Origin of the sequence: Alteromonas sp. KUL42, assembly GCF_006538325.1 — a bacterium.
In the GTDB taxonomy this organism is placed as follows: Bacteria; Pseudomonadota; Gammaproteobacteria; order Enterobacterales; family Alteromonadaceae; genus Alteromonas.
This window is the reverse complement of the sequence record NZ_BJKK01000001.1, coordinates 499,895-520,856: the sequence shown is the minus strand read 5'-3', so window position 1 is coordinate 520,856 and position 20,962 is coordinate 499,895. Positions and strand designations below refer to the sequence as shown.

At 42.3% G+C, this 20,962-nt stretch carries 20 protein-coding genes; 2 read left to right on the top strand and 18 right to left on the bottom strand.

The window, feature by feature from the left end:
• Positions 1–30: 30 nt before the first annotated feature.
• From sufT to trmJ, 15 genes are all read right to left on the bottom strand, one after another.
• The gene (gene sufT / locus EYR97_RS02220) at positions 31–564 is read right to left on the bottom strand and encodes a putative Fe-S cluster assembly protein SufT (RefSeq protein WP_131092201.1); all 534 of its coding nucleotides are present in this window, start codon (positions 562–564) and stop codon (positions 31–33) included.
• A gap of 38 nt (positions 565–602) precedes the next feature.
• Positions 603–959: an iron-sulfur cluster assembly accessory protein gene (locus EYR97_RS02215; protein WP_131092200.1), complete on the bottom strand. Its 357-nt coding sequence runs from the start codon at positions 957–959 to the stop codon at positions 603–605.
• Positions 960–968: 9 nt separating this feature from the next.
• A complete protein-coding gene (locus EYR97_RS02210) occupies positions 969–2,186 on the bottom strand; it encodes an aminotransferase class V-fold PLP-dependent enzyme (RefSeq protein ID WP_131092199.1) in 1,218 nt (405 codons plus the stop codon).
• Positions 2,183–3,439: a Fe-S cluster assembly protein SufD gene (gene sufD, locus EYR97_RS02205; RefSeq protein WP_131092198.1), complete on the bottom strand. Its 1,257-nt coding sequence runs from the start codon at positions 3,437–3,439 to the stop codon at positions 2,183–2,185. The genes EYR97_RS02210 and sufD overlap by 4 nt, the downstream gene beginning before the upstream one ends.
• Positions 3,436–4,197, bottom strand: a complete 762-nt coding sequence (gene sufC, locus EYR97_RS02200) for a Fe-S cluster assembly ATPase SufC (protein WP_131092197.1) — start codon at positions 4,195–4,197, stop codon at positions 3,436–3,438. The genes sufD and sufC overlap by 4 nt, the downstream gene beginning before the upstream one ends.
• A 3-nt stretch (positions 4,198–4,200) precedes the next feature.
• Positions 4,201–5,637, bottom strand: a complete 1,437-nt coding sequence (gene sufB / locus EYR97_RS02195) for a Fe-S cluster assembly protein SufB (RefSeq protein ID WP_131092196.1) — start codon at positions 5,635–5,637, stop codon at positions 4,201–4,203.
• A 303-nt stretch (positions 5,638–5,940) separates the two neighbouring features.
• A complete protein-coding gene (locus EYR97_RS02190) occupies positions 5,941–7,107 on the bottom strand; it encodes an IscS subfamily cysteine desulfurase (RefSeq protein WP_131092195.1) in 1,167 nt (388 codons plus the stop codon).
• Between the two features lie 19 nt (positions 7,108–7,126).
• Positions 7,127–7,612 (bottom strand): Fe-S cluster assembly transcriptional regulator IscR, encoded by a 486-nt coding sequence (gene iscR / locus EYR97_RS02185; RefSeq protein WP_131092194.1) that lies wholly within the window; start codon positions 7,610–7,612, stop codon positions 7,127–7,129.
• A gap of 175 nt (positions 7,613–7,787) precedes the next feature.
• Positions 7,788–8,903 (bottom strand): nucleotidyltransferase family protein, encoded by a 1,116-nt coding sequence (locus EYR97_RS02180; RefSeq protein ID WP_131092193.1) that lies wholly within the window; start codon positions 8,901–8,903, stop codon positions 7,788–7,790.
• Positions 8,900–9,757 (bottom strand): HprK-related kinase A, encoded by an 858-nt coding sequence (locus tag EYR97_RS02175; RefSeq protein WP_242634847.1) that lies wholly within the window; start codon positions 9,755–9,757, stop codon positions 8,900–8,902. The genes EYR97_RS02180 and EYR97_RS02175 overlap by 4 nt, the downstream gene beginning before the upstream one ends.
• Before the next feature lie 8 nt (positions 9,758–9,765).
• On the bottom strand, positions 9,766–9,969 hold the full coding sequence (locus EYR97_RS02170; protein WP_131092192.1) for a hypothetical protein: 204 nt from the start codon (positions 9,967–9,969) through the stop codon (positions 9,766–9,768).
• A gap of 78 nt (positions 9,970–10,047) precedes the next feature.
• On the bottom strand, positions 10,048–10,947 hold the full coding sequence (locus EYR97_RS02165; protein WP_131092191.1) for a hypothetical protein: 900 nt from the start codon (positions 10,945–10,947) through the stop codon (positions 10,048–10,050).
• A 220-nt stretch (positions 10,948–11,167) separates the two neighbouring features.
• Entirely contained in the window at positions 11,168–12,736 is a 1,569-nt protein-coding gene (locus EYR97_RS02160) for a hypothetical protein (protein WP_131092190.1), read from the bottom strand.
• A gap of 617 nt (positions 12,737–13,353) precedes the next feature.
• Positions 13,354–14,178, bottom strand: coding sequence for a serine O-acetyltransferase (cysE, locus tag EYR97_RS02155; RefSeq protein ID WP_131092189.1), 825 nt, complete (start codon positions 14,176–14,178; stop codon positions 13,354–13,356).
• A 4-nt stretch (positions 14,179–14,182) separates the two neighbouring features.
• Complete coding sequence (trmJ, locus tag EYR97_RS02150; RefSeq protein ID WP_131092188.1) at positions 14,183–14,950, bottom strand: tRNA (cytosine(32)/uridine(32)-2'-O)-methyltransferase TrmJ; 768 nt, start codon at positions 14,948–14,950, stop codon at positions 14,183–14,185.
• 350 nt (positions 14,951–15,300) lie between these two features.
• Between trmJ and suhB the strand changes: the two genes are divergently transcribed.
• Positions 15,301–16,077, top strand: a complete 777-nt coding sequence (gene suhB / locus EYR97_RS02145) for an inositol-1-monophosphatase (RefSeq protein WP_131092187.1) — start codon at positions 15,301–15,303, stop codon at positions 16,075–16,077.
• Between the two features lie 255 nt (positions 16,078–16,332).
• On the opposite strand, the gene EYR97_RS02140 is transcribed toward suhB, so the two are convergent.
• Positions 16,333–17,736 (bottom strand): acyltransferase, encoded by a 1,404-nt coding sequence (locus EYR97_RS02140; RefSeq protein ID WP_242634846.1) that lies wholly within the window; start codon positions 17,734–17,736, stop codon positions 16,333–16,335.
• Positions 17,737–17,775: 39 nt separating this feature from the next.
• Between EYR97_RS02140 and EYR97_RS02135 the strand changes: the two genes are divergently transcribed.
• Positions 17,776–18,591 carry a LytTR family DNA-binding domain-containing protein gene (locus EYR97_RS02135; RefSeq protein ID WP_242634845.1) on the top strand — a complete coding sequence of 272 codons (816 nt, stop codon included), beginning with the start codon at positions 17,776–17,778 and terminating at the stop codon, positions 18,589–18,591.
• Positions 18,592–18,649: 58 nt separating this feature from the next.
• Here the strand turns inward: EYR97_RS02135 and EYR97_RS02130 are convergent, their stop codons facing one another.
• Entirely contained in the window at positions 18,650–19,780 is a 1,131-nt protein-coding gene (locus tag EYR97_RS02130; RefSeq protein ID WP_131092185.1) for an acyltransferase, read from the bottom strand.
• A 235-nt stretch (positions 19,781–20,015) separates the two neighbouring features.
• Entirely contained in the window at positions 20,016–20,957 is a 942-nt protein-coding gene (secF, locus tag EYR97_RS02125) for a protein translocase subunit SecF (protein WP_131092184.1), read from the bottom strand.
• Positions 20,958–20,962: the final 5 nt, after the last annotated feature.

Genomic DNA, 20,962 nt, shown 5'->3' with positions numbered 1-20,962 from the left:
ATGTACATATAATAATTACGAGATATAGGGTTAGAAGAACAACCCTGCTTCAAGCTGCGCTTCTTCGCTCATCATTTCCCGTGACCATGCTGGGTCGAAGACTAACTCAACATTCACATTCTTAACGTGAGGCACCATTGCAACACGATATTCCACATCACCGACAAGTACTGGTCCCATACCGCAGCCTGGCGCAGTGAGCGTCATATCAATGTTCACATCACCTGAAGCTTGGTCGATGTCTACTTTGTAGATAAGGCCAAGAGACACCAAGTTAATGGGTATTTCTGGGTCGAAGATGGTCTCTAACGCATCCCACACTTGCTGTTCGCTAATGTTGCCGTCTTCTGGTGCATCAAAGCTCAGCGTCATAGCTTTGCGGCCAATGGCCCCCGCGTCTGTACCGTCAATACGATACATGTTTCCACGCCACGTGACCGTATAATTACCACCGAGCTCTTGCGTGATATTCACAAACTCGCCTTCAGGAATAACGGTTGGGTTACCCGCGGGTACTAAACGCGCTTTACAGTCGCGCTCAGTAGTCACCATCTTCTGCTTCATATACTACTTAGTGCCTATTTTATTGCTGGCCTTAACCATTAACCTACGTTAAAGCTCTCGCCACAACCGCATTCGTCAACCACGTTAGGGTTGTTGTATTTGATAACGCCGTTAACGCCTTCCATTACGTAATCAATTTCTGTATTACGTAAAAGATCTGTAGCGTCTGATGCTACCGCGACATTTAGCTTTGGTGATATCTCGATGATTTCATCGTCCGCTTGTGCGCTGTCTGCGAAATCAAGTACATAAGCGTAACCTGTGCAGCCGCTTACTTTTGTCGATAAACGAATTAACTGACCGGGCTTGTCTTTAAGCTTACTTTCGAAATGCTTAACGGCACTGTCAGTTAGCGAAATGAGTTTTGTATTTGGTACAAAGGTTTCAACACTCATAATGCCTCCTTAGGCCAACATCATTTTTGCTTTCTTAAGTGCAGCAAATAAGCTGTCGACTTCTTCAAGCGTGTTATAAATTGAGAACGACGCACGCGCCGTGCCCGGAATACCAAAGCGCTTCATTAATGGCTGCGCGCAGTTATCACCTGTGCGAATTGCCACGCCCTGTCGGTCAAGAATAAAACCGACATCTGCCGGATGCGCGCCGTCCAGTAAAAAGCTTAGTACCCCAACTTTATTAGGAGCAGTACCAATAATGCGCATTCCCTCGAGGGACTGTGCTTGCTCGGTCGCGTAGGCAAGTAGCTGTTGCTCATGTGCATGTAGCGCTTGTACATCAAGTGCACTAAACCAATCTACCGCTGCGCCCATGCCGATGGCTCCAGCAATGTTTGGCGTACCAGCCTCTAGGCGGTTTGGTAATGCACCCCATGTGGCTTCATGATAGGTAACGTCTTTAATCATTTCGCCGCCTACCTGCCATACAGGCCACATCTCAAGCACGTCTTTTTTGCCCCACAAGCAGCCAATGCCCGTTGGACCAAATAGCTTGTGCCCTGAAAATGCATAAAAATCACAGCCGATGTCTTGTACGTCAACACCGCCGTGAGCAATACCTTGTGCGCCATCAACCAACACCCATGCACCAACCGCTTTAGCTTTTTGAGTAAGCTGTTTAATAGGGTTTATCGTGCCCAATGCATTGGATACATGCGGGAACGCCACCATTTTGGTGTTGTCAGACAGCAGCCTATCAAAAGCGTCTACGTCTAACTCTCCGCTGTCGAAAATAGGTACAACATTTAGCGTTGCACCAGAGCGGCGACACGCTTGTTGCCAAGTAACCAAGTTTGCGTGGTGCTCAAGCTCAGTCACCATCACTTCGTCACCTTCACTAAGAAGTTGACCAAGGCCATTAGCAACAATATTAATGGCTTCAGTGGTACCTGAAGTCCAAATAACCTCTTCGCGGGCACCTGCGTTGATAAAACTCGCAACACTGCTACGTGCATTTTCATAACGGCGTGTGGCTTCATCAGATAAATGGTGCGCACCACGGTGCACGTTTGCATTCGTACCCGTGTAGAAATCCATTAACGCGTCAATCACAGCCTGAGGCTTTTGCGTGGTAGCCGCGTTATCAAGGTATACCAACGGCTTGCCGTCTACCGTTTTAGATAAAATGGGAAACTGGGCACGAAGTGCTGCAACATCTAAGCTCATTTCACCTCCATTTGGGCGAAACGCTCACTTAAAATTGGCGCTAGCCATTCACGTACCGCAGTATTTGGTACGTCGTTAATAAGCTCTTGAATAAAGCCAAAGTTAAGCATTACTAGTGCCTTACTGCGCGACACACCGCGAGTTAGCAAGTAATACAAGGCTTCTTCTTCAATTTCAGCCACCGTTGCACCGTGGGCACATTTAACGTCATCAGCATAAATTTCAAGTTCAGGCTTGGTGTTAATAACGCCGCGACGAGAAAGTAATAAGTTACGGTTATTAAGCTCAGCCAATGTCTTTTGCGCGTCACGATGAATATGAATGCGACCATTAAAAACAGCCCGAGCTTTATCGCCTACGATCCCACGGGCATTCTCTTCTGTTGTGCCATTAGGCATGGCGTGCTCAATGGTTGAATGAAGGTCGAATAGCTCACCTTCTGCCAGAAGGTAAATGGCATTCATTTTCGCATCAGCAAATTCGCCAGCATGGTGAATATCTACGTCTAAGCGCGATAGTTCACTACCATAACCTACCATTGTACTATTTAGCGTGGTGCGGTTATGCAGTTTAAAGTGGCTGCCACCTAATTGCTTGGCTTTGCCCGTAAACATAGCAAAACGATAGTGCTCAAGATGCGCATCATCGGCCAAGTCGTATTCAGCGAAGGCAGTTGTTAAGCTTTCGGTATCACCAAAGCCTTGCTCAATAACCGTGGCTCTTGCGCCTTCGGCTAGCTTTACTACGACACGCGTGTGAGCATCTACATCTTGTGATGTCATGTTCACAATACGCACTGGCGTATCAATTTTCGCGTCAGCTTCTACATTGATGAATATACCGTGTTGACACAACGCGTCGTTGACTAAACCAAACATGTGACGGGTTGGTTTGACTTGACCGTATACACTGCTGATCGCTTGCTGTGTAGCGGCGTCATCGTTATTAAGTGACGTGATACTCATGCCAGCTGGTACATCAAGGGTATTAATCTGCGTGACTAATACACCATCTACAAATACAAGGTCGATAGCATTTAGGTTATCGATAGCAGGTATTGGTAAACTTTCTGTTTGAACCGCTTGCTTTGCTTCACGCTTTTCTACCGGCGTAAGCGGTGTAAAACGCCAGCTTTCGTTTCTACGCGCTGGCCAACCATCGGCTTTTAACTTTTCTAAGGCCTGCTGACGCACGGGCGCTAAGTAATCGGAGATTTGCGCCGCATCAATGACCTGTTCTAGCCATTGACTCATGCTTCAGCCTCCTCGTACGCTTTACCAAGGAATGCATATCCGCTCTTCTCTACTTCTAGCGCAAGTGACGCATCACCGCTTTTCACAATTTTGCCGTCGGCTAGAATGTGCACAAAGTCTGGCTTAATGTAGTCAAGAAGACGCTGGTAGTGGGTAACAACGATGAAGCTACGCTCACCGTCGCGTTGGCTGTTTACGCCATCTGCAACAACCTGAAGAGCATCTACGTCAAGGCCAGAGTCTGATTCATCAAGAATACAAAGCTTTGGTTCTAACAAAATCATTTGCATGATTTCGTTACGCTTCTTCTCACCACCAGAGAAACCTTCGTTAACACCGCGCTTTAAGAAATCCAGTGGAAGCTGTACTTGTTTACATGCTTCTTTGGCTTTCTTTAAAAACTCAGCGGCAGTTAACGGCTCTTCGCCGCGCTGTTCGCGCATAGCGTTAACCGACTCTTTCATAAATTCCATATTGCTTACGCCAGGAATTTCAACTGGGTATTGGAACGCAAGGAAAAGGCCTTCGCGGGCACGCTCTTCTACCTCTAGTTCAAGTAGGTCTTTGCCATTTAATGACACTTCACCATCGCTTACTTCATAGCCTTCGCGACCTGATAGCACGTAGCCTAGTGTACTTTTACCGGCACCATTGGGGCCCATGATAGCGTGTACTTCACCAGGTTTAACTTCAAGGTTAAGACCTTTAATGATGTTTTTCTCTTCCACGCTGGCATGTAAATTCTTGATACTAAGCATTGATTACCCCACTGAACCTTCAAGACTAATTTCGAGCAGTTTGCCGGCTTCTACGGCAAATTCCATTGGCAGCTCTTTGAATACTTCTTTACAGAAACCGTTAACAATCATAGAAACGGCTTTTTCTGTGTCTAAACCGCGTTGCTGACACAGGAATAATTGTTCGTCGCTCACCTTCGATGTTGTTGCTTCGTGCTCAACAATGGCTGAAGGGTTACGGCTTTCGATATACGGGAACGTGTGCGCACCGCACTTATCCCCAATAAGTAGCGAGTCACACTCGGTGAAGTTACGTGCACCGTCTGCGCGTGGGCCCATTTGAACCAGCCCGCGATACGCGTTATTACTGTTACCCGCTGAGATACCTTTAGAGATAATGGTCGACTTAGTGTTTTTACCCACGTGAATCATCTTGGTGCCAGTATCAGCCTGCTGACGACCGCGTGTTAGTGCTACCGAGTAGAATTCACCTACACTGTTGTCGCCTTTAAGTACGCAGCTTGGGTACTTCCACGTTACTGCTGAGCCCGTTTCAACCTGTGTCCAAGAAATTTTGGCATTGGTATGTGCTACACCACGCTTAGTCACGAAGTTGTAAATACCGCCTTTACCGTTCTCATCACCTGGGTACCAGTTTTGCACCGTTGAGTATTTGATTTGCGCGTCATCCATTGCCACTAGCTCAACCACTGCGGCATGCAGCTGATTTTCATCGCGCTGTGGTGCGGTACAACCTTCAAGGTAACTTACATAACTGCCTTCATCTGCAACAATCAAGGTACGCTCGAACTGCCCGGTGTTCATTTCGTTAATACGAAAATACGTAGAAAGCTCCATTGGGCAGCGTGTGCCTTTAGGAATATAAACAAACGAACCGTCGGTAAATACCGCACTGTTTAGCGCAGCGAAGTAGTTGTCTGTACGTGGAACGACCGAGCCAATGTATTTTTTAACTAGGTCTGGATATTTCTGTAGTGCTTCAGAAATCGGGCAAAAGATTACACCCGCTTCTTCAAGTTTGTCGCGGAAGGTAGTTACAACAGATACCGAGTCGAATACTGCATCTACCGCAACGCCGGCTAGCATTTCCTGCTCATGAAGCGGAATACCAAGCTTTTCGTAGGTGCGAAGAAGCTCAGGGTCGACCTCATCAAGAGACTTTGGCTTGTCTTTCATACTCTTTGGTGCCGAGTAATAAGAAATGGCCTGATAGTCAATTTTTGGATAGTCGACGTGCGCCCAGTCCGGCTCTTCCATTTCTAGCCATGCATGATAAGACTTCAAACGCCATTCAAGCATCCACTCAGGCTCGTTTTTCATTGCTGATATGCGGCGGATAACCGACTCGTCCAGGCCGCTTTCAAACGTTTCCGACTCGATTTCTGAATAGAAACCGGCTTCGTACTTTCTATCTAACGCCTGTTCGATCTGTTCACTCATGTTGGGATCTCACTTGTTTGCCTGCATTTGCTGCCAATTGTTTTGAAAACCTAATCTTAAAGCACCCCACGGTCTTGGTACTTTACATTTTCATCTACGTTAGTACTTGCCAATGCGCGACGTAAGGCGCGCGTAAACACAGTACAAACAGTTAGGCACATTGAAGGCAGCCTAAAAATTTGGTGCGGTAGTATATAATACCTGACTATTTCACTCAAATATTCAGACGTTTATTTCTAGCCGCTTAGCGATAAATATCGCTAACTAAATCTCTTTGCGCGAGCGCTTTTGCTATTGATAATGCTACGCACTCACAATGTCACGTAACCGCATGGTCACATCACTCACTTTTTTGATTACGTAATCAATGTCATCTTGGGTCGTAAATCGACCAACACTAAATCGAATGCCCGCGTGAGCCAGTACATTGTCTCTGCCAATGGCTTTTAGCACATATGACGGCTCAAGGCTGGCAGAAGTGCACGCAGAGCCCGATGAAACGGCAATATCATTTAAGCCCATCATCAAGCTCTCGCCGTCTACTCCCGCAAAGCTAACATTTAAAATACCGGGAACCCGTTGTGATGCATGACCATTTAGGTAAACATCATCTAGCTGCTTCAAGCCATTCCACAGTCTTTCCCTTAGCTCGAAAATACGAGTACTTTCCGCTTCTAAATTTGCTGTCGCCAATGTAATCGCTTCGCCCATACCCACAATTTGATGGGTTGCTAATGTGCCAGAGCGCATGCCTCGTTCATGGCCACCGCCATGAATTTGGGCAACCAAATTAATTTTCGGACGACGACGTACGTACAATGCCCCCATACCTTTGGGGCCGTACATTTTGTGTGCTGACATGGAAAGTAAGTCTATCGGTAAGCTAGATAAATCAATTGCCACTTTGCCTACACTTTGCGCACCATCCACATGAAACAGAACGCCTTTTTCACGACATAGCGCACCGATGACGTTGATATCTTGAATAACACCAAGCTCGTTATTCACATGCATGACCGACACTAAAATGGTGTCTTCACGTATGGCATCAACGAGTTGTTTAATGTCAATCAATCCATCAGGCTGAACAGGTAAATAGGTTATTTCAAACCCTTGGCTCTCAAGGTAAGCACAAGTATCCAATACGGCTTTGTGCTCCGTGTTTACGGTAATAATATGCTTACCTTTTTCAGCATAGCCTTCTGCTACACCTTTTATGGCCAAATTGTTTGACTCAGTCGCACCTGATGTAAATACAACCTCTCTTGGGTCGCAATTTAGTGCATCACTAATTTGGTTTCGAGCAACATCAACGGCTTCTTCAGCCATCCAGCCAAAACGATAGCTACGTGACGCTGGGTTTCCAAAATTTCCATCAAGTGTCAAACACTTCGCCATTGCCTCAGCAACCCGAGGGTCTACCGGCGTAGTTGCTGCGTAATCAAGATAAATGGGTGTTGATAAAGCCATGAATTAAAAACCAGCCGATTTATAGTTGAATACTTACTTCGATGTCATTAGCGATGTTGCGAAGCGACGCTGAACTGTCTTGACGTCCTGCCACTTCTTGTACATCTCGCTTCGCCATTAACTCACCGAGGGTGATAGAATTTAAGAATACCGAGATTCGATCGCTTAAGTCCTGCCATAAACTGTGCGTTAAACAACGATCACCACCTTGGCAATCAGCTTGCCCTTGGCAACGGGTTGCATCAATTGACTCATCAACAGCACGTATTACTTCGCCGATAGCAATGTCGCATGCGTTGCGCCCTAAAAGATAACCGCCGCCGGGGCCACGTACACTATCAACTAGTTGCTCTTTTCTCAGTCGAGAAAAAAGTTGTTCTAAATAAGATAAGGATATTTCTTGTCGTTCTGATATGTCGGCAAGAGGCACTGGACCACGCTTGGAATGCAAAGCAACATCAAGCATCGCGGTAACTGCATAGCGCCCTTTTGATGTAAGTTTCATTGAAATCTCCTGCCGTTTATAATGGCGAAATTTTCACATACCCGACTAAAATGGTCAAGTATAAAACCCAGTAATTTAGTCAAGTATTATGTGATTGCTATTCTAGACAGTTAGCTATTTTGTGCAGAGTGGTGAAAAAATGAAGACACGCCATAGAGGTAAGATGGCGTTTAAATTACCGATGCTCTTTTTCAAAAAATGCTTTACCCAATAAGGTTTCCATTGCATACCGATAAAGCTTGTGAGCTGTGTGATAGGACAAAACTCTTAATGGCATCTTTTTAAAGTGGGCTCTAGTGATAACAAGTAACTCAGCAAGGACTGCGAGTTTTCCTTTCACTAAAATATGTTTAGGGGAAAAAGCTGAAATAAACAACCTGTCTAAAATTGACTGGGATATACGCCCTCTAGCTTGCAGTACATCAAACTGAACCCTGATACTGGTGCCAATTTTGGTATCGAAAAAATGTCTGCTATATCGAAAAGCTAAATATAATTCATCAACGAACCCAGAGTTTTTAGCCAGTTCAAAAAGGTCCTGCCAGTAGTCGGGATGATTGAACTCTGTAAACATCAAGTGTAAATCGTTAAGATCTCGGTAACCATGAGATAAATCATCATTTAGCATGAGATGGATAATTGAATGCAAAGTCATGGCAGCGGGACGTAGAATGTAAAACCCGTTCAATTCATAAGCATCTCGCAGAAATAGTTCGATTTCAGGCGCTCGACCAGATATTGGCAGATATAGGTTGTGGTGAAGATCTATAACGGTTCCACGACCAGCGTGCTTCATTGGGGGCACCTCATGCGCCCATTCCCTAAAATAAGCTTCATCGTATTTAGACAAAGCCTCAGAAAGCCAACCATGTAACTTTAAAATAGACTCAATTTCTTGAATCTCATTTTTCGAAACTAACAAATCAATATCTGAAAAAATACGCCCTTTAGCAACCGAGGTATTCGCTAGGCAATAAGCGGCTCCTTTCAATATATAAAGTTTAGTGTCTTTCCCAGACAACGATGCTGCAATTTCTTTCGTTTCAAAATGTACAGAAGACGTTTGCCTATCTGCGACTTTTAGAGCATTCATCAAATGTTTTTTTGCATAATCTGGCAGCTCTTCTAACTTACCAGCATCATCCAGTTGGAAAGCAAAACGCGCCAACAAACCTTCCTGACGAAATACTCTTATCACTTTTGCCCAATCTTCCAGACTTAGGAGCTGCGCCTGTTCAACATCAGTCAACAAGGTTGACAACTGTTTTACTGAAAATTGTTTGTTAGTCACAACAAATCCTGCTCTATAAAGTCTTTTACCTCTTCAACATCACTGTAATGGACTTCAAACTGAAGTGTGTTTTCAATTAACTCCACTAATGTATTAAAGCCTAGTTGTGACTGTAATGTAAGGTTTATAGTATTTTCGGCTAACATCATAAATGCCTGATTTTTATCAAGCTTATAAATTTCCATTGACTTCGAAGGGCTGTAACGGGGAAAGATAACTGCTGTCGCCAAGGCAGGCCTATGACGTTGCTGCCAACTACTCTCAGGTGGCGATAAATGTGCAACATTCCCTTTAACCGTTGCGGTAGCGATAGTTGAAAAGCTGGTTTGTGGAAACCATGAACGAGCAAGATCAATTGAGTTGTTTTTTAAACAAACCGGTTTAACCAAAGGCGTGACTTCACGACTTTCAGGCATCAACAACGACATTTCATCAGATAATAATCGCCAGCCTTTTTGTGCCATTAAATACGTAGTTAACGTGCTTTTTCCCGAACCAGGAGGCGCGGGAAATATAATTGCTTTATCATTTTTGGCCACAACACCAGCGTGGATAGACAGGTAATTTTGTGCGAAATTTGAAACCACATAGTTAACACCCCATTCGAATGATGCATACGCGTGATTCTCTGGAACAGGCTTAAATGGGGCATCACCATCATGCTCGAAAACAACTTGTGGACGGATGTATTTGCGAATACCGCTGCCGTGTTTTACGGAAATGTAATAATCATTTGGTGAATTGTTTTGCTCAAGAATATAATGTGGATAAAGCTTTTTAATATTGTTGGCGACCAGATTCACCGAGCAATCCAAGTGAATACTGATGGCGCCGAAATCAATAGACGACTGCAATTTCTTCCCTAGTTCTCTTCTAAAGAGCCTTGTGCTTCTAAAAAGCCTTGTTTTTTCAGTTGATTGAGCAGTGAAGCATCTAGGTTATTACCCGTTAATAGATCTTCTTTGTAGCAACGCAATCCGATAACGGCACCGCTTTCTCTATTAAATAAAACGGTGCCACTTCCATCACTAAACTCATGTATGAGCGTACTTTCTGTCTGATTCAATAGTTCCAATATCCTCAGCAATATTTAGTTTTTTACCCTTACAAGGTAGAAAAGCTAACAAAAGTATTAAACTACACACTAACAGCTTTGCGTTAAACCACTAGAGCTAGAGTATGTTTCAAGAATAGAAACCAATTGAAGTTTCGATGATTTAATACTATTAACGAAATTCCCGAAGTCACTTGACGATCTTAAAATTGGATAGTAAATGCCGTGAGATCCTTCCCAAACGCTTACATCGGTGCCATTTCGGAAATAATAATCAAATCCCGCATTTAGATACATGGCTATCATCGCTACTGTGACTTCATCACCTTCACAGCTGCCTGAAAAAGTCGTGGGAGAACCCAAAATAGCCTTTCTGGCATCCATTTCACCGTCTATATCACCACCTCTAAAACCTGTATACCAAGAATGAGTGCCTGGCGAAACTTCCTCCCCCATAGGGTCGTAATATTTCCGTCCAGCTTTAATCACATAGTCTACAACAGTACAGCCAGGAAATTTCGTAAACTCTAGATAATTAATGTAACGAGTAGGGTCATTCGGATCTTTAACATCACCACCATATTCGTCTATCTTGAATCTTATGAATCCAGAACCGTCTTGGACTTTGAAAACTACATTACTGATACCGTGCCTTATTTTTTTGGGGCAAGAGCAATGGCAAGATAAGATTTTAGAAAACAATTGATTAGGGCCTTCACCAAAAATATGGCTGAAATTTTGGTCTAAATACGCGCTTTTATTTTCCTGTAAAAGAGTGAGTAAGGAGCATCCGCTTAACAGCTCTATATCTTTGCCTCCCGCAAAGTCAGAGCCGTGTCCTGATGCAACAATGGAATTAGTGATTCCATTAGCCCATACAGAGCGCGAAGGAATTGAACCCACCACCACAGCTGCAGCCGCTGATTTAGTTAAGAATTCCCTTCTAACTAACAACTGCTTTTCTATTTGTTTTGATTCGCGATCAGACACTTTATTAACTCCACTTCTCTACACTCATTCAGTGTACTACGGCTGCTCATTTTATCACCATGCGCAGATTTGTGCATGGTATATTAGCAAGCAATAATCAAACCAAGCCATTTAGCCATATTTTTCAAATAGTTAAAACTCTCAGCTGGCTCAGATGTAAGAATTTTTGACACCTATTATCTATTATAAAAAACTCTCCTCTAACCTTCACTGAAAATTTCTACTTCTGGGCATTATCGCTTATCGTACACAACATGTCATAAATTCGCTTAACTTGGCCTTTAGCATCAAGATGTGAAAAGAAGTGTTGTTTAAACATTTCACACTCACTGTCTAAAAATTTGCGATTTTCACGTAATTCAACAGCATAAGTTAAGTACTCGTCCCAACTGGCGTGACGGCGCTGCTCTGGCACTATAGCACTAATATGCCCTTCATCTCTGGTAACGATAGGCAAGCCATTAATAATAGCAGTTTGTGAACTGGTTCCTCCCCCTGTTCTTTGAGGGTTTAAGTAACAGTCACACATACGCGAAATCGCAGGCAAATCATTCTGAAAACCAATATTTTGAACCCGATTTTCTGTAATAAACTGCTCATCAAAGAACGACGATAACTCCAACTCTGGCGTACCCGCGAAAACTATACGAGTATGACCATCACTGCATAAAAGCGTTTTACATACTTCGATAAACTCACGATTGAGCTCATATTGAAGACGCGTTCCTACAATCAAGTAGACGAATTGTTCAGGGAAAAGTCCATAATCCTCTCGTGACGCAGGTTGCTCAGCAATACCTTCGGGTGTTACTAACATACTCTCCATCATGAAATTATCATGTCCATAGGACTGTGCAACTTTCTTTGCCGAGTCGTCAAAGAGGTGCTCAGGTATAAAATACGCATCACAATGGTTATTGGGAACCACTGCCCCTGTAGTGGCAAACAATGACGGCATCGTTTGATAAAGCGCCTCCATTACAACTAAGTTATCACCATGAGAAATCACGGCTTCTATCCCCAATTGATGTAAGGTATCGACTATATTGGCCACCTTTTGCGTTGTCATAGGACCGGTAGGAAAACTAACTACATTTAACGACGTATTAAAATGCAAATACTTCACGGGGATTGTTTGAACACCGTCGAGCTGCTCATTACTCCTAAATAAAATGGGTTGGATCAAACCCAAGCTATTTACGCCATTGAAACTCATCGCATTGGTGTTAATCACATAACACTGACAGCCGTGATATGTTTTCAGATGTAACGCCAAACTGTATGCTTCTCTGGTAGGCGAATGGCGCATGTTAAGCAATTGCTGGCTAAGGATTGCTATTTTTTTTGGGTGTGCAAGCGGGTATGCATTAGGGGTAAGTCCTCTACTCGATAGAAACCGCGTGAGTGTTTCCGAGGTATCTGTATGCCAATTTCTGATGGCAGTGCTTATTTTTTTACTTTTCACCGAAGAAGAAAATAATCGGTTACTTATATTAAGATAGACCTCGTAGAACATTTGTAGCGACAATCTCGAGGGTAAATAGTCTACTACGCGTTCCAAAAAACGTATGTCTTTAAAGCAATCATAGAGAAAGAAGTACATCGGCACGACATTATCATTTGGAAGCGTGCTATGTAGGAGATGTTCTACAAGTATTTGTTTAGAACTAGGTGACAGTTTTTGCGCTTCCTCAGCAATAGTCACCAGAATGACTTTATCTTCATCTTCTATCCGACAATGGCTGAAAATGGTGTCTATTGCACTTATGATATTTTGTTCAACGCTCATGTAATTTCCGTTACCGTGTTGGCGTTATCTGCGTAGTTTCATTTACTGATAAATAACCAGCTTACGCAAATCCATTTGAAATCTTCGTTTTAAATAAACCTTCCTTGAAAGTTTCCATCAAAAATATATCCAGAAATTTATCATTCACTACCCAACAATTCATTGCACCGCTGTAATCAAATGTATATTTGCGGTCCGGCAACGCACTTCTAAAAAGTCACCCGATTCAGGCGAATAGTCAAAATCGAAACAGCCATTGGGGCGATTAAGTTGACTTAAAATCTCCTCGTACTTTATATCGACAATGTACGGAGCATTAAATTCGCCAATGCTAAAAAAATGTGGCATCTTCCCTTTGCGAATTCTAAATAGCTCCCAATAGCTTTTTGATTTATCAATTTTTTCACTACAGCTACAAAATACTATATTTCCATTAAACTCACACATAGCAAACATCCTTTTTAAATGTATCGGCTTATGCCGAATTTGTAGACTAAATATAGATAACGAAAATAAAACCTAGCACTTTCCACTATCGGCGACTATGTAACACGCTCTAATATGAACTCATTTTATAGACTGTCCTCTTAGATAATGCGAGATTTATTGAGCAGTGACTAAATAGAAGGATCAAATGAAGTATGCGCACTTTCCTTTTTTTGAGCATCGGCGAGCTCAATCCCGGTATCTGCGAAATCCTCAACGCTGATATTATGAAGATTATCAGTACACACATCACCACCTAGCGATTGAATGACTTTGCACATCTCTTCCACTTTCGTATCCATTTGATGCATGTGTTCAAGCATTATACCCATAGCATTAGCAACAGGGTCTGGATTATCCGGTGCTACTGCATATGCATCAAAGCCATACTTTTGGGCTATTTTGTCACGCTGTGGAGAAATATTTGCCAACGCTCCTTGTTGCTTTGAAATGATAATACGCCCAGGGATGCCAACGGCTGTAGCACCATCAGGAATATCCTTCACAACCACAGAATTTGAACCTACTTTGGCATTTTCACCGATAACAATTGGGCCTAGCACCTTGGCGCCAGCCCCCACTACAGCTCCACTTTTGAGTGTTGGGTGACGCTTTCCAGCTTTCCAACTTGTGCCGCCTAGTGTAACACCGTGATACAATGTTACATCGTCACCAATTTCCGCAGTTTCGCCAATCACCACGCCCATTCCGTGGTCGATAAACACTCTTCTACCAAGCGTGGCACCAGGATGAATTTCGATTCCGGTTAGCCATCGATTAAATGTAGATAATGAACGCGCCAACCATTTCCATTGTGCTTTCCATAGCCGATGACTTACCCTATGTAGCCAAACAGCGTGTAAACCGGGATAGTTAGTTAATACCTCAAAGGTATTGCGCGCGGCGGGATCTCGGTGAAATACACCTTGAATGTCATCTTTAATGCGGCTAAACATACTGTTACTCTGTGTCTTCAACCTGAACAGACTCTATTTCCTTGTCACCCAACATATTGTGCTGAACTGACTTATCAATAGAGGCCAAAATACCGCGTAATATATTGAGCTCTTGTGATTCAGGACGAGCGCGATTAAATAACCGGCGTAATTTAGTCATCACCACGCCTGGATGGCTTTTGCGAATAAACGAAGTCTGCTCAAGTGTTGATTCAAGATGAACGTAAAAACGTTCTAAATCTTCATTAAGCGGATATTCTTCTTCAATGCTCGGATAACTTTCACGGCTAAGGTAAGCCATACGAATTTCGTAACATAAAGTTTGAACCGCTGCTGCCAGATTTAATGAGCTGTATTCAGGGTTTGCTGGAATGCACATGTGGAAATGACATTGCTGCAGCTCTTCATTTGTCAGACCGCTATTTTCTCGACCAAAAACTAACGCTACTGGGTAGTTAGCGACTTCTTGTACTAACTTTTCACCGCAGTCACGCGGTCCAAGCATAGGCCAAGAATGCGTACGTGAGCGCGCTGAAGTTCCCACCACCAATCCGCAATCTTTTACTGCTTCTTCTAGAGTACTCACTATCTTTGCATTAGCGAGTACATCACCAGCGCCCGCAGCAAGTGCACTAGCTTGCCCGTCAGGCTCTTTTACAGGGTCAACCAAATACAGGTTACTCAAGCCCATAGTTTTCATTGCTCTCGCTGTAGAACCAATATTTCCGGTATGAGATGTATTAACCAAAATAATGCGAATATTTTCTAGCATGGGTGTAGTACCTTGGTGCGAACGAAGTTGATGTGTTATCTGTATCGGGAAGATGACAATACAGACCCACTCGCACAACACTGTGCTGGGATCACTTTGTTCATGAAAATTTGATAATATAAGATAGCGCTGTAGTTTATCACAAGCGTCTCATGTAAGGCCATGTGCCTGAAGCATATACGCAAAACTACTAAGCATGTTTAATTAGCACAAATTTCCACCACATTTTATCGTGATTGTTCTAGGTTTCTTTAAACGATTCTGGTAGACTCCGCCCGTTTCCGCAAACAACTAGTTATTTTTTGTACAACTAGTCGTTTCATTGATCTTTTACAATTGGTGGTTTATCTATGCATCCTATGCTGAATATTGCGGTGCGCGCTGCGCGTGCGGCTGGAACAGTTATTGTTCGTGGTTTTGAAAAACACAATGAAGTTGCAACAGAGTCAAAAGGCTTGAATGACTTTGTTACTCAAGTAGACAAAGAAGCAGAACAAGCAATTATTGCCAAAATTCAGCAGTCTTATCCTAATCATTGCTTCCTTGGCGAAGAAATGGGTGAAGTACTCGGTACAGAAACTGATTATCAGTGGATTATTGACCCATTAGATGGCACCACCAATTTCGTAAAAGGCATCCCACACTTTGCCGTATCTATTGCATTACTGCACAAAGGCCGTTTAGACCAAGCTGTTGTCTTTGACCCTATCCGTAGTGAGCTTTTCACAGCAAGCCGTGGTCAAGGTGCTCAGTTGAACGGATACCGAATCCGAGCCTCTAAGCCACGTGACCTTTCTGAAACTATTATCGCAACAGGCCTTCCATTCAAAAATAAATCGTTGTTTGGCGAGTATGCATTAAGCTTAAATAAAATTTTCCACGAAGTAGGTGATATTCGCCGTGGTGGCAGTGCTGCACTCGACCTTGCTTACGTAGCGGCTGGTCGTCATGACGGTTACTGGGAGCGTGGGATTAAGTCTTGGGATATTGCAGCAGGTGAACTAATTGTTCGCGAAGCTGGTGGCTTGGTAACCGATTTCAAAGGCGGAAATGATCCTCTTCACAAAGGTGAGATTGTTGCAGGTAGCGTTAAGGTTGTACAAGGCCTTGTGAAACACCTAAAGTAAAAGCATATACAGTAATAACTTCCAATAGCAGTTTATTAGAAGTTATAGACTTATCGGAAAGAGGCGCTGTAAGCGCCTCTTTCACTCTGTTCACACCAACCACCTATTCATTTACTATAACCTCTACTCTTTTTCATTTTCTAGCTAGCTTTTCCTTGTAGTTTTTCCTTCTAGAATTCCTTTTAACCTTTTCTTCTAGCCTATGTCTCCACTCGCTTTCCATGGCTTTGTTTTTGGCGTCCACAATTCAACGCTTTATATCAACCCAACAAGCCTTAATGCGAGTGGTAACGTGACTATTGCAATAACCACTTTTGCCGAAGTACTGTTATAACATGATGACTGGGGTGGCTTTTTACCTAGAACCAAACCCAATAATGCACTGTTACGCGTAGCAAGTAGTAGCGCAGCACAAATGATGAAACTTACAATCATCGTCCCAAGCGCAGTTAGCTCGTTGGAAAGGGAAAGCCCTGATATATAAAAAGCTACGCCAACTATTACGCTTTGATGAAGGATATAAAGCGGAAATACGTAGCTGTTTGCTTTACTAACAAAAGCGCTAGGCTTAACAAATAAACGCTGTGCAATAGCGATAACGGCTAATAAGCTAACGATTTTTGCTATGTAATAGGAAGCACCGGTCGTAAACATCCACGCATCATTTTGAGGATAAATACGCATTAAGTAATAGGTTACTTCATAAGTGAAGATTAAAACCAGCGTACACAATATTATCCAAGAAAAGTGCCTTTTAACCCATTCCCAAAACTGGACACTTGCACCAAACAAGAAGCCAAATAGCAAACACACAAATCCGTATAGATCTCGGCTAAGGTCAGAATCCTCTACAAACATGGTACCCAAAGATGCGATAACGAATAATACTAACCACGTTATATTGAAGTGTTTAAAGCGGTTTCTTACAAGGGTTATTGGGTAGTGAAGTATTACCAGTATAAGTGTAAAGCGCCACAGAGAGCGCAAAAACCAAAGATGGTTAACATCAATATGGTGCCACACACCAGCATCAAAATTCTCAAAATAGTCATTAGTCCCGAACAGAAATTGATAGAAAAAGTCGCCCAAAGATGTATTTATGGCATTGCTTTGTGTCATTTCCACATACAACTGAACTGGCACAACAAACAACATTCCAAATAGCAAGGGTAATAAAATGGCGTTACTTCTGTGCGTGATGAGAAAAAGCGAACCATATTTACGCTGCATCATATAAAGTGATGTGCCTGAGATAAACCACAACAATCCCATTCTCCATGGAGAACTCAACATCATAGTATGTTGAAGCCAATACCAATTCGTTTCTTGTTTAAAATGAAACCCCCAATCAGGAACCCAAATCATGCCAAGGTGGTAAAAGAAAAGAATACCGATGGCGATTACTCTTAAATAGTCCAACGCAACAATTCTTTCCAAAGCGCTTTCATTGATATTGGAGCTACTGTATTTATCTATCATGTTGTATGTCTTTTCCCTTGCGTGACTGAGTGTTAAGTACCATGAAGTTTTATTAAAGTTATAGACGCGGTCAAAATATTCGATATCTTGTTGATATTCATATAAATTGTGATAAATGGCAGTAGATAGTGATAACTGGTAGTAACGAGAATGTTTAGCAAGACTCAATTTCAAAAGCATCAAACCGCGATTACCCTTGCTTTGCTTGGGGCTTTTTTCATGATTAACGCCCTAGTTAACGCAACCACTGAAATAATGGAAGCGATGCGAACTCCTCCTCTGTCTCATGCCCATTGGGAGCCTTTCGTTTGGGAATATACAAGCGCACTGAGTAGTTTCGTTGCAGTAATATGGCTTGCTAGAATGCTAAACGCATATCCTTGGAATTGGCAGCGACCAAGCAGAAGTGTGAGCCTCTATAGCTTGTTTGCGTTTACATTTTCTCTCATTCACATTGGGTTGATGATTTTTATGCGAGAGTCCATTTATTGGCTACTGGGAAGTAATTACACATTTGCATCAACACTTGAGCAATGGGCTTTTGAACTTCTTTACGAGTTACGCAAAGACGTTTGGTCTTTTGTCTTCTTTACCATACTAATTTGGAGTTACCGCTATATTGTTGCGCAATGGCTTGGGGATGCCACTGATATATCGTTAGAAAAAATGAAAAACAATTACAATGCTATCGATATCGAGCCCACAGCAAACAATGCAGGTAAACAAAACGATTTGTTGCTGATCAAAAAACATGGGCGCGAATTCTTGGTTAATAAGAATGACATCGAATGGATTGAAGCGTCAGGAAATTATTTAAATTTGCACATTAATGAGCAAGTTTTTCCTATGCGCGACACTTTTAAGTCATTTTTAGACAAAAATACACACCTTCCTATTCAACGGGTTCATCGCTCTTACGCGGTAAACGTGAACTTGGTGAACAACCTTTCTTTAACGGCAAGTGGTGATGGGACAATAGAATTACTTTCTGGGCAGACTGTTAAAATGTCGCGAAGGTTTAAATTAAAAGTATGACACGCTCTAGTTTTGTGCATTCCAATAAACTAATAACTGAAAGGTATCAAAAAAATATTTACTTATTTTTAGCGTCTAATGATAGTGGCCTTTCTATAAGAATATATAAAGTGAAAGATGTGAACAAAGTCGCAATGAACATTGGTATCCAAAGCCAATAGTAAATACTATTGCTGCTAAAGTGTATTGGCAATAGCATTCCCAGTACTAAAAAAGCACATTTAAGCGTAATCCCATGTAACAAATAGTATGAGTAACTCATATTGCCTAGCCACCTTAGTGACGAAATGGTAAGCCAGTTGAACATTGTTGATTTAGGATTGAACGCACATAGGCACATTGCCAAAAATAGTACATACACAGACATCAGCATAAATAAAAAACTGAACTCATAGATTGTCTGTAATCCAACAATACCAAGAGCCAAAAAAAACAATCGTGTTCCTCCCCTTTGTAGTAACAGTTGCTTATTTTTATGCAGCTCGAAAAGTAGTATACCTGAGACAAACATGAGTAATCGAATTGGCCCTCCAGTATATTTCCATAAAAAAGCACCAAACACTGTTACCGCGATCCATAAAAAAATACGTTGATTAACTCGCCACGTCTTGAGTCTTAATAGCGAAACTAAAACAGGGATAGTAATGTAATAAAAAACTTCATAACTTAAAGACCAAGCAACCGTAATAATGGGTTTAATATCAAACAACCCTGGTAGTAAAAGCGCGTTCTGAATAATGTAGATAAGCATCGGTCCAAAATCATTTGGCAGCTTACTTTCACTTGGAAATAGAAATGACGCTATTAAGTAAACAATCAGTACAACTAAAAAAGTTGGATAAATTCTTTGCAGCCTACGTCTAGCGTAAGTGAATGCATTAAACTTCTCTTTGTTGATAATTGTTCCGTATATCAAGTAGCCACTTAGCACAAAAAACAAATCAACACCGATGTTGCCCAAGCCGTGAATTAAGCTTGATAAAAATGTTGCCCCCCCAGCTACCCAGGGTTCAATTAGCGTACTGTAATGCACTAAAAACACCAAAAAAACAGCAATACCTCTTAATCCTTCCATAGATAAAAGCGGGGAATGGCCACCATGATCCAGTTCTAACTTTTCTTTTAGCGATACTAGAAACGACTTTTCACTCAATCTCATCATGTTTTTGCGCCCATCGAAGCTATCCATTGTGGACTATTCTTAGTCCTTTCCTCTATTATCTCAGTTTAATCTTACACAATTAACAAGCTTTGAAACTAACTGAACATACATATCACTCAATAACATAGTAATTCGTTAGTTCTCTACGACTCTTTTTTTGAAGATATAAAAAACCCCCAGAAATTAGAATGTCTAATTATCGGGGGTCACTTCATAAATACGGGCTTTTAGACCTCAAAATATGTTGTAGCTATCTCAGAGCCTAAGGCATTGGATCTAAGTCTGCGCCTTCTTTCTCAACTTGAGGTGGCATTAAGTCTTCTTTACTTATGCCAAGCGCAAGCGCAACAGAACTTGCAATATAAACAGATGAGTAAGTACCCACTATTACACCAAATAGCAGTGCTGTTGCGAAACCATGTATAAGCGCACCACCTTTGTAGAACAATGCAACTAAAACCAAAACAGTAGTCAATGAGGTTATAATTGTACGGTTAAGGGTTTGGGTAAGTGAAATGTTTATAATTTCAACAGGCTCACCTTTGCGAATTTTGCGGAAGTTTTCACGAATACGGTCAGATACAACAATGGTATCGTTCAATGAATAACCGATAACCGCCAATACGGCTGCCAACACGGTTAGGTCGAATTCGATTTGTAGTACTGAAAATAGGCCTAACGTAAGAATAACATCGTGCGCAAGGGCCGACACCGAACCAAGTGCAAAACGCCATTCAAATCGCATTGCTACATAAACAAGAATACATAGTAACGCAACAAGCATGGCCAAGCCGCCCTGCTCTGTAAGCTCCTCACCTACATTGGGGCCAACGAACTCAATACGGCGCATATCAACAGTTGTGCCATCAGCACGCAATGCGCTTAACACTTGCTCACCAATTGTCGCTGCTTTCACGCCATCCCGTGGGGCAATACGAATAAGCACATCTTGGCTGCTGCCAAAGTTTTGCACGATAGCATCTTCAAAATCTGCCTCATTCAATTGTGTACGAATAGATTCTAGGTTGGCCGAATCTGGATAACCCACTTCAATTAAGGTACCACCAGTGAAGTCAAGCCCCCAATTAAGACTGTTCACACCCAAAGATACAAACGACCCTAAAATTAGAATGGTAGATAGCACCATCGCAGGAATGCGAAGGCGCATAAAATTGACGGTGTCGGATAATTTTAATAATTGCATGTTAC

Excerpts from the sequence above, each read along its gene's own strand:
- sufT (WP_131092201.1), bottom strand. The coding sequence starts at position 564 with ATGAAGCAGAAGATGGTGACTACTGAGCGCGACTGTAAAGCGCGTTTA.
- EYR97_RS02215 (WP_131092200.1), bottom strand. The coding sequence starts at position 959 with ATGAGTGTTGAAACCTTTGTACCAAATACAAAACTCATTTCGCTAACT.
- EYR97_RS02210 (WP_131092199.1), bottom strand. The coding sequence starts at position 2,186 with ATGAGCTTAGATGTTGCAGCACTTCGTGCCCAGTTTCCCATTTTATCT.
- sufD (WP_131092198.1), bottom strand. The coding sequence starts at position 3,439 with ATGAGTCAATGGCTAGAACAGGTCATTGATGCGGCGCAAATCTCCGAT.
- sufC (WP_131092197.1), bottom strand. The coding sequence starts at position 4,197 with ATGCTTAGTATCAAGAATTTACATGCCAGCGTGGAAGAGAAAAACATC.
- sufB (WP_131092196.1), bottom strand. The coding sequence starts at position 5,637 with ATGAGTGAACAGATCGAACAGGCGTTAGATAGAAAGTACGAAGCCGGT.
- EYR97_RS02190 (WP_131092195.1), bottom strand. The coding sequence starts at position 7,107 with ATGGCTTTATCAACACCCATTTATCTTGATTACGCAGCAACTACGCCG.
- iscR (WP_131092194.1), bottom strand. The coding sequence starts at position 7,612 with ATGAAACTTACATCAAAAGGGCGCTATGCAGTTACCGCGATGCTTGAT.
- EYR97_RS02160 (WP_131092190.1), bottom strand. The coding sequence starts at position 12,736 with ATGAGCGTTGAACAAAATATCATAAGTGCAATAGACACCATTTTCAGC.
- cysE (WP_131092189.1), bottom strand. The coding sequence starts at position 14,178 with ATGTTTAGCCGCATTAAAGATGACATTCAAGGTGTATTTCACCGAGAT.
- trmJ (WP_131092188.1), bottom strand. The coding sequence starts at position 14,950 with ATGCTAGAAAATATTCGCATTATTTTGGTTAATACATCTCATACCGGA.
- suhB (WP_131092187.1), top strand. The coding sequence starts at position 15,301 with ATGCATCCTATGCTGAATATTGCGGTGCGCGCTGCGCGTGCGGCTGGA.
- EYR97_RS02140 (WP_242634846.1), bottom strand. The coding sequence starts at position 17,736 with ATGCTTTTGAAATTGAGTCTTGCTAAACATTCTCGTTACTACCAGTTA.
- EYR97_RS02135 (WP_242634845.1), top strand. The coding sequence starts at position 17,776 with ATGATTAACGCCCTAGTTAACGCAACCACTGAAATAATGGAAGCGATG.
- EYR97_RS02130 (WP_131092185.1), bottom strand. The coding sequence starts at position 19,780 with ATGGATAGCTTCGATGGGCGCAAAAACATGATGAGATTGAGTGAAAAG.
- secF (WP_131092184.1), bottom strand. The coding sequence starts at position 20,957 with ATGCAATTATTAAAATTATCCGACACCGTCAATTTTATGCGCCTTCGC.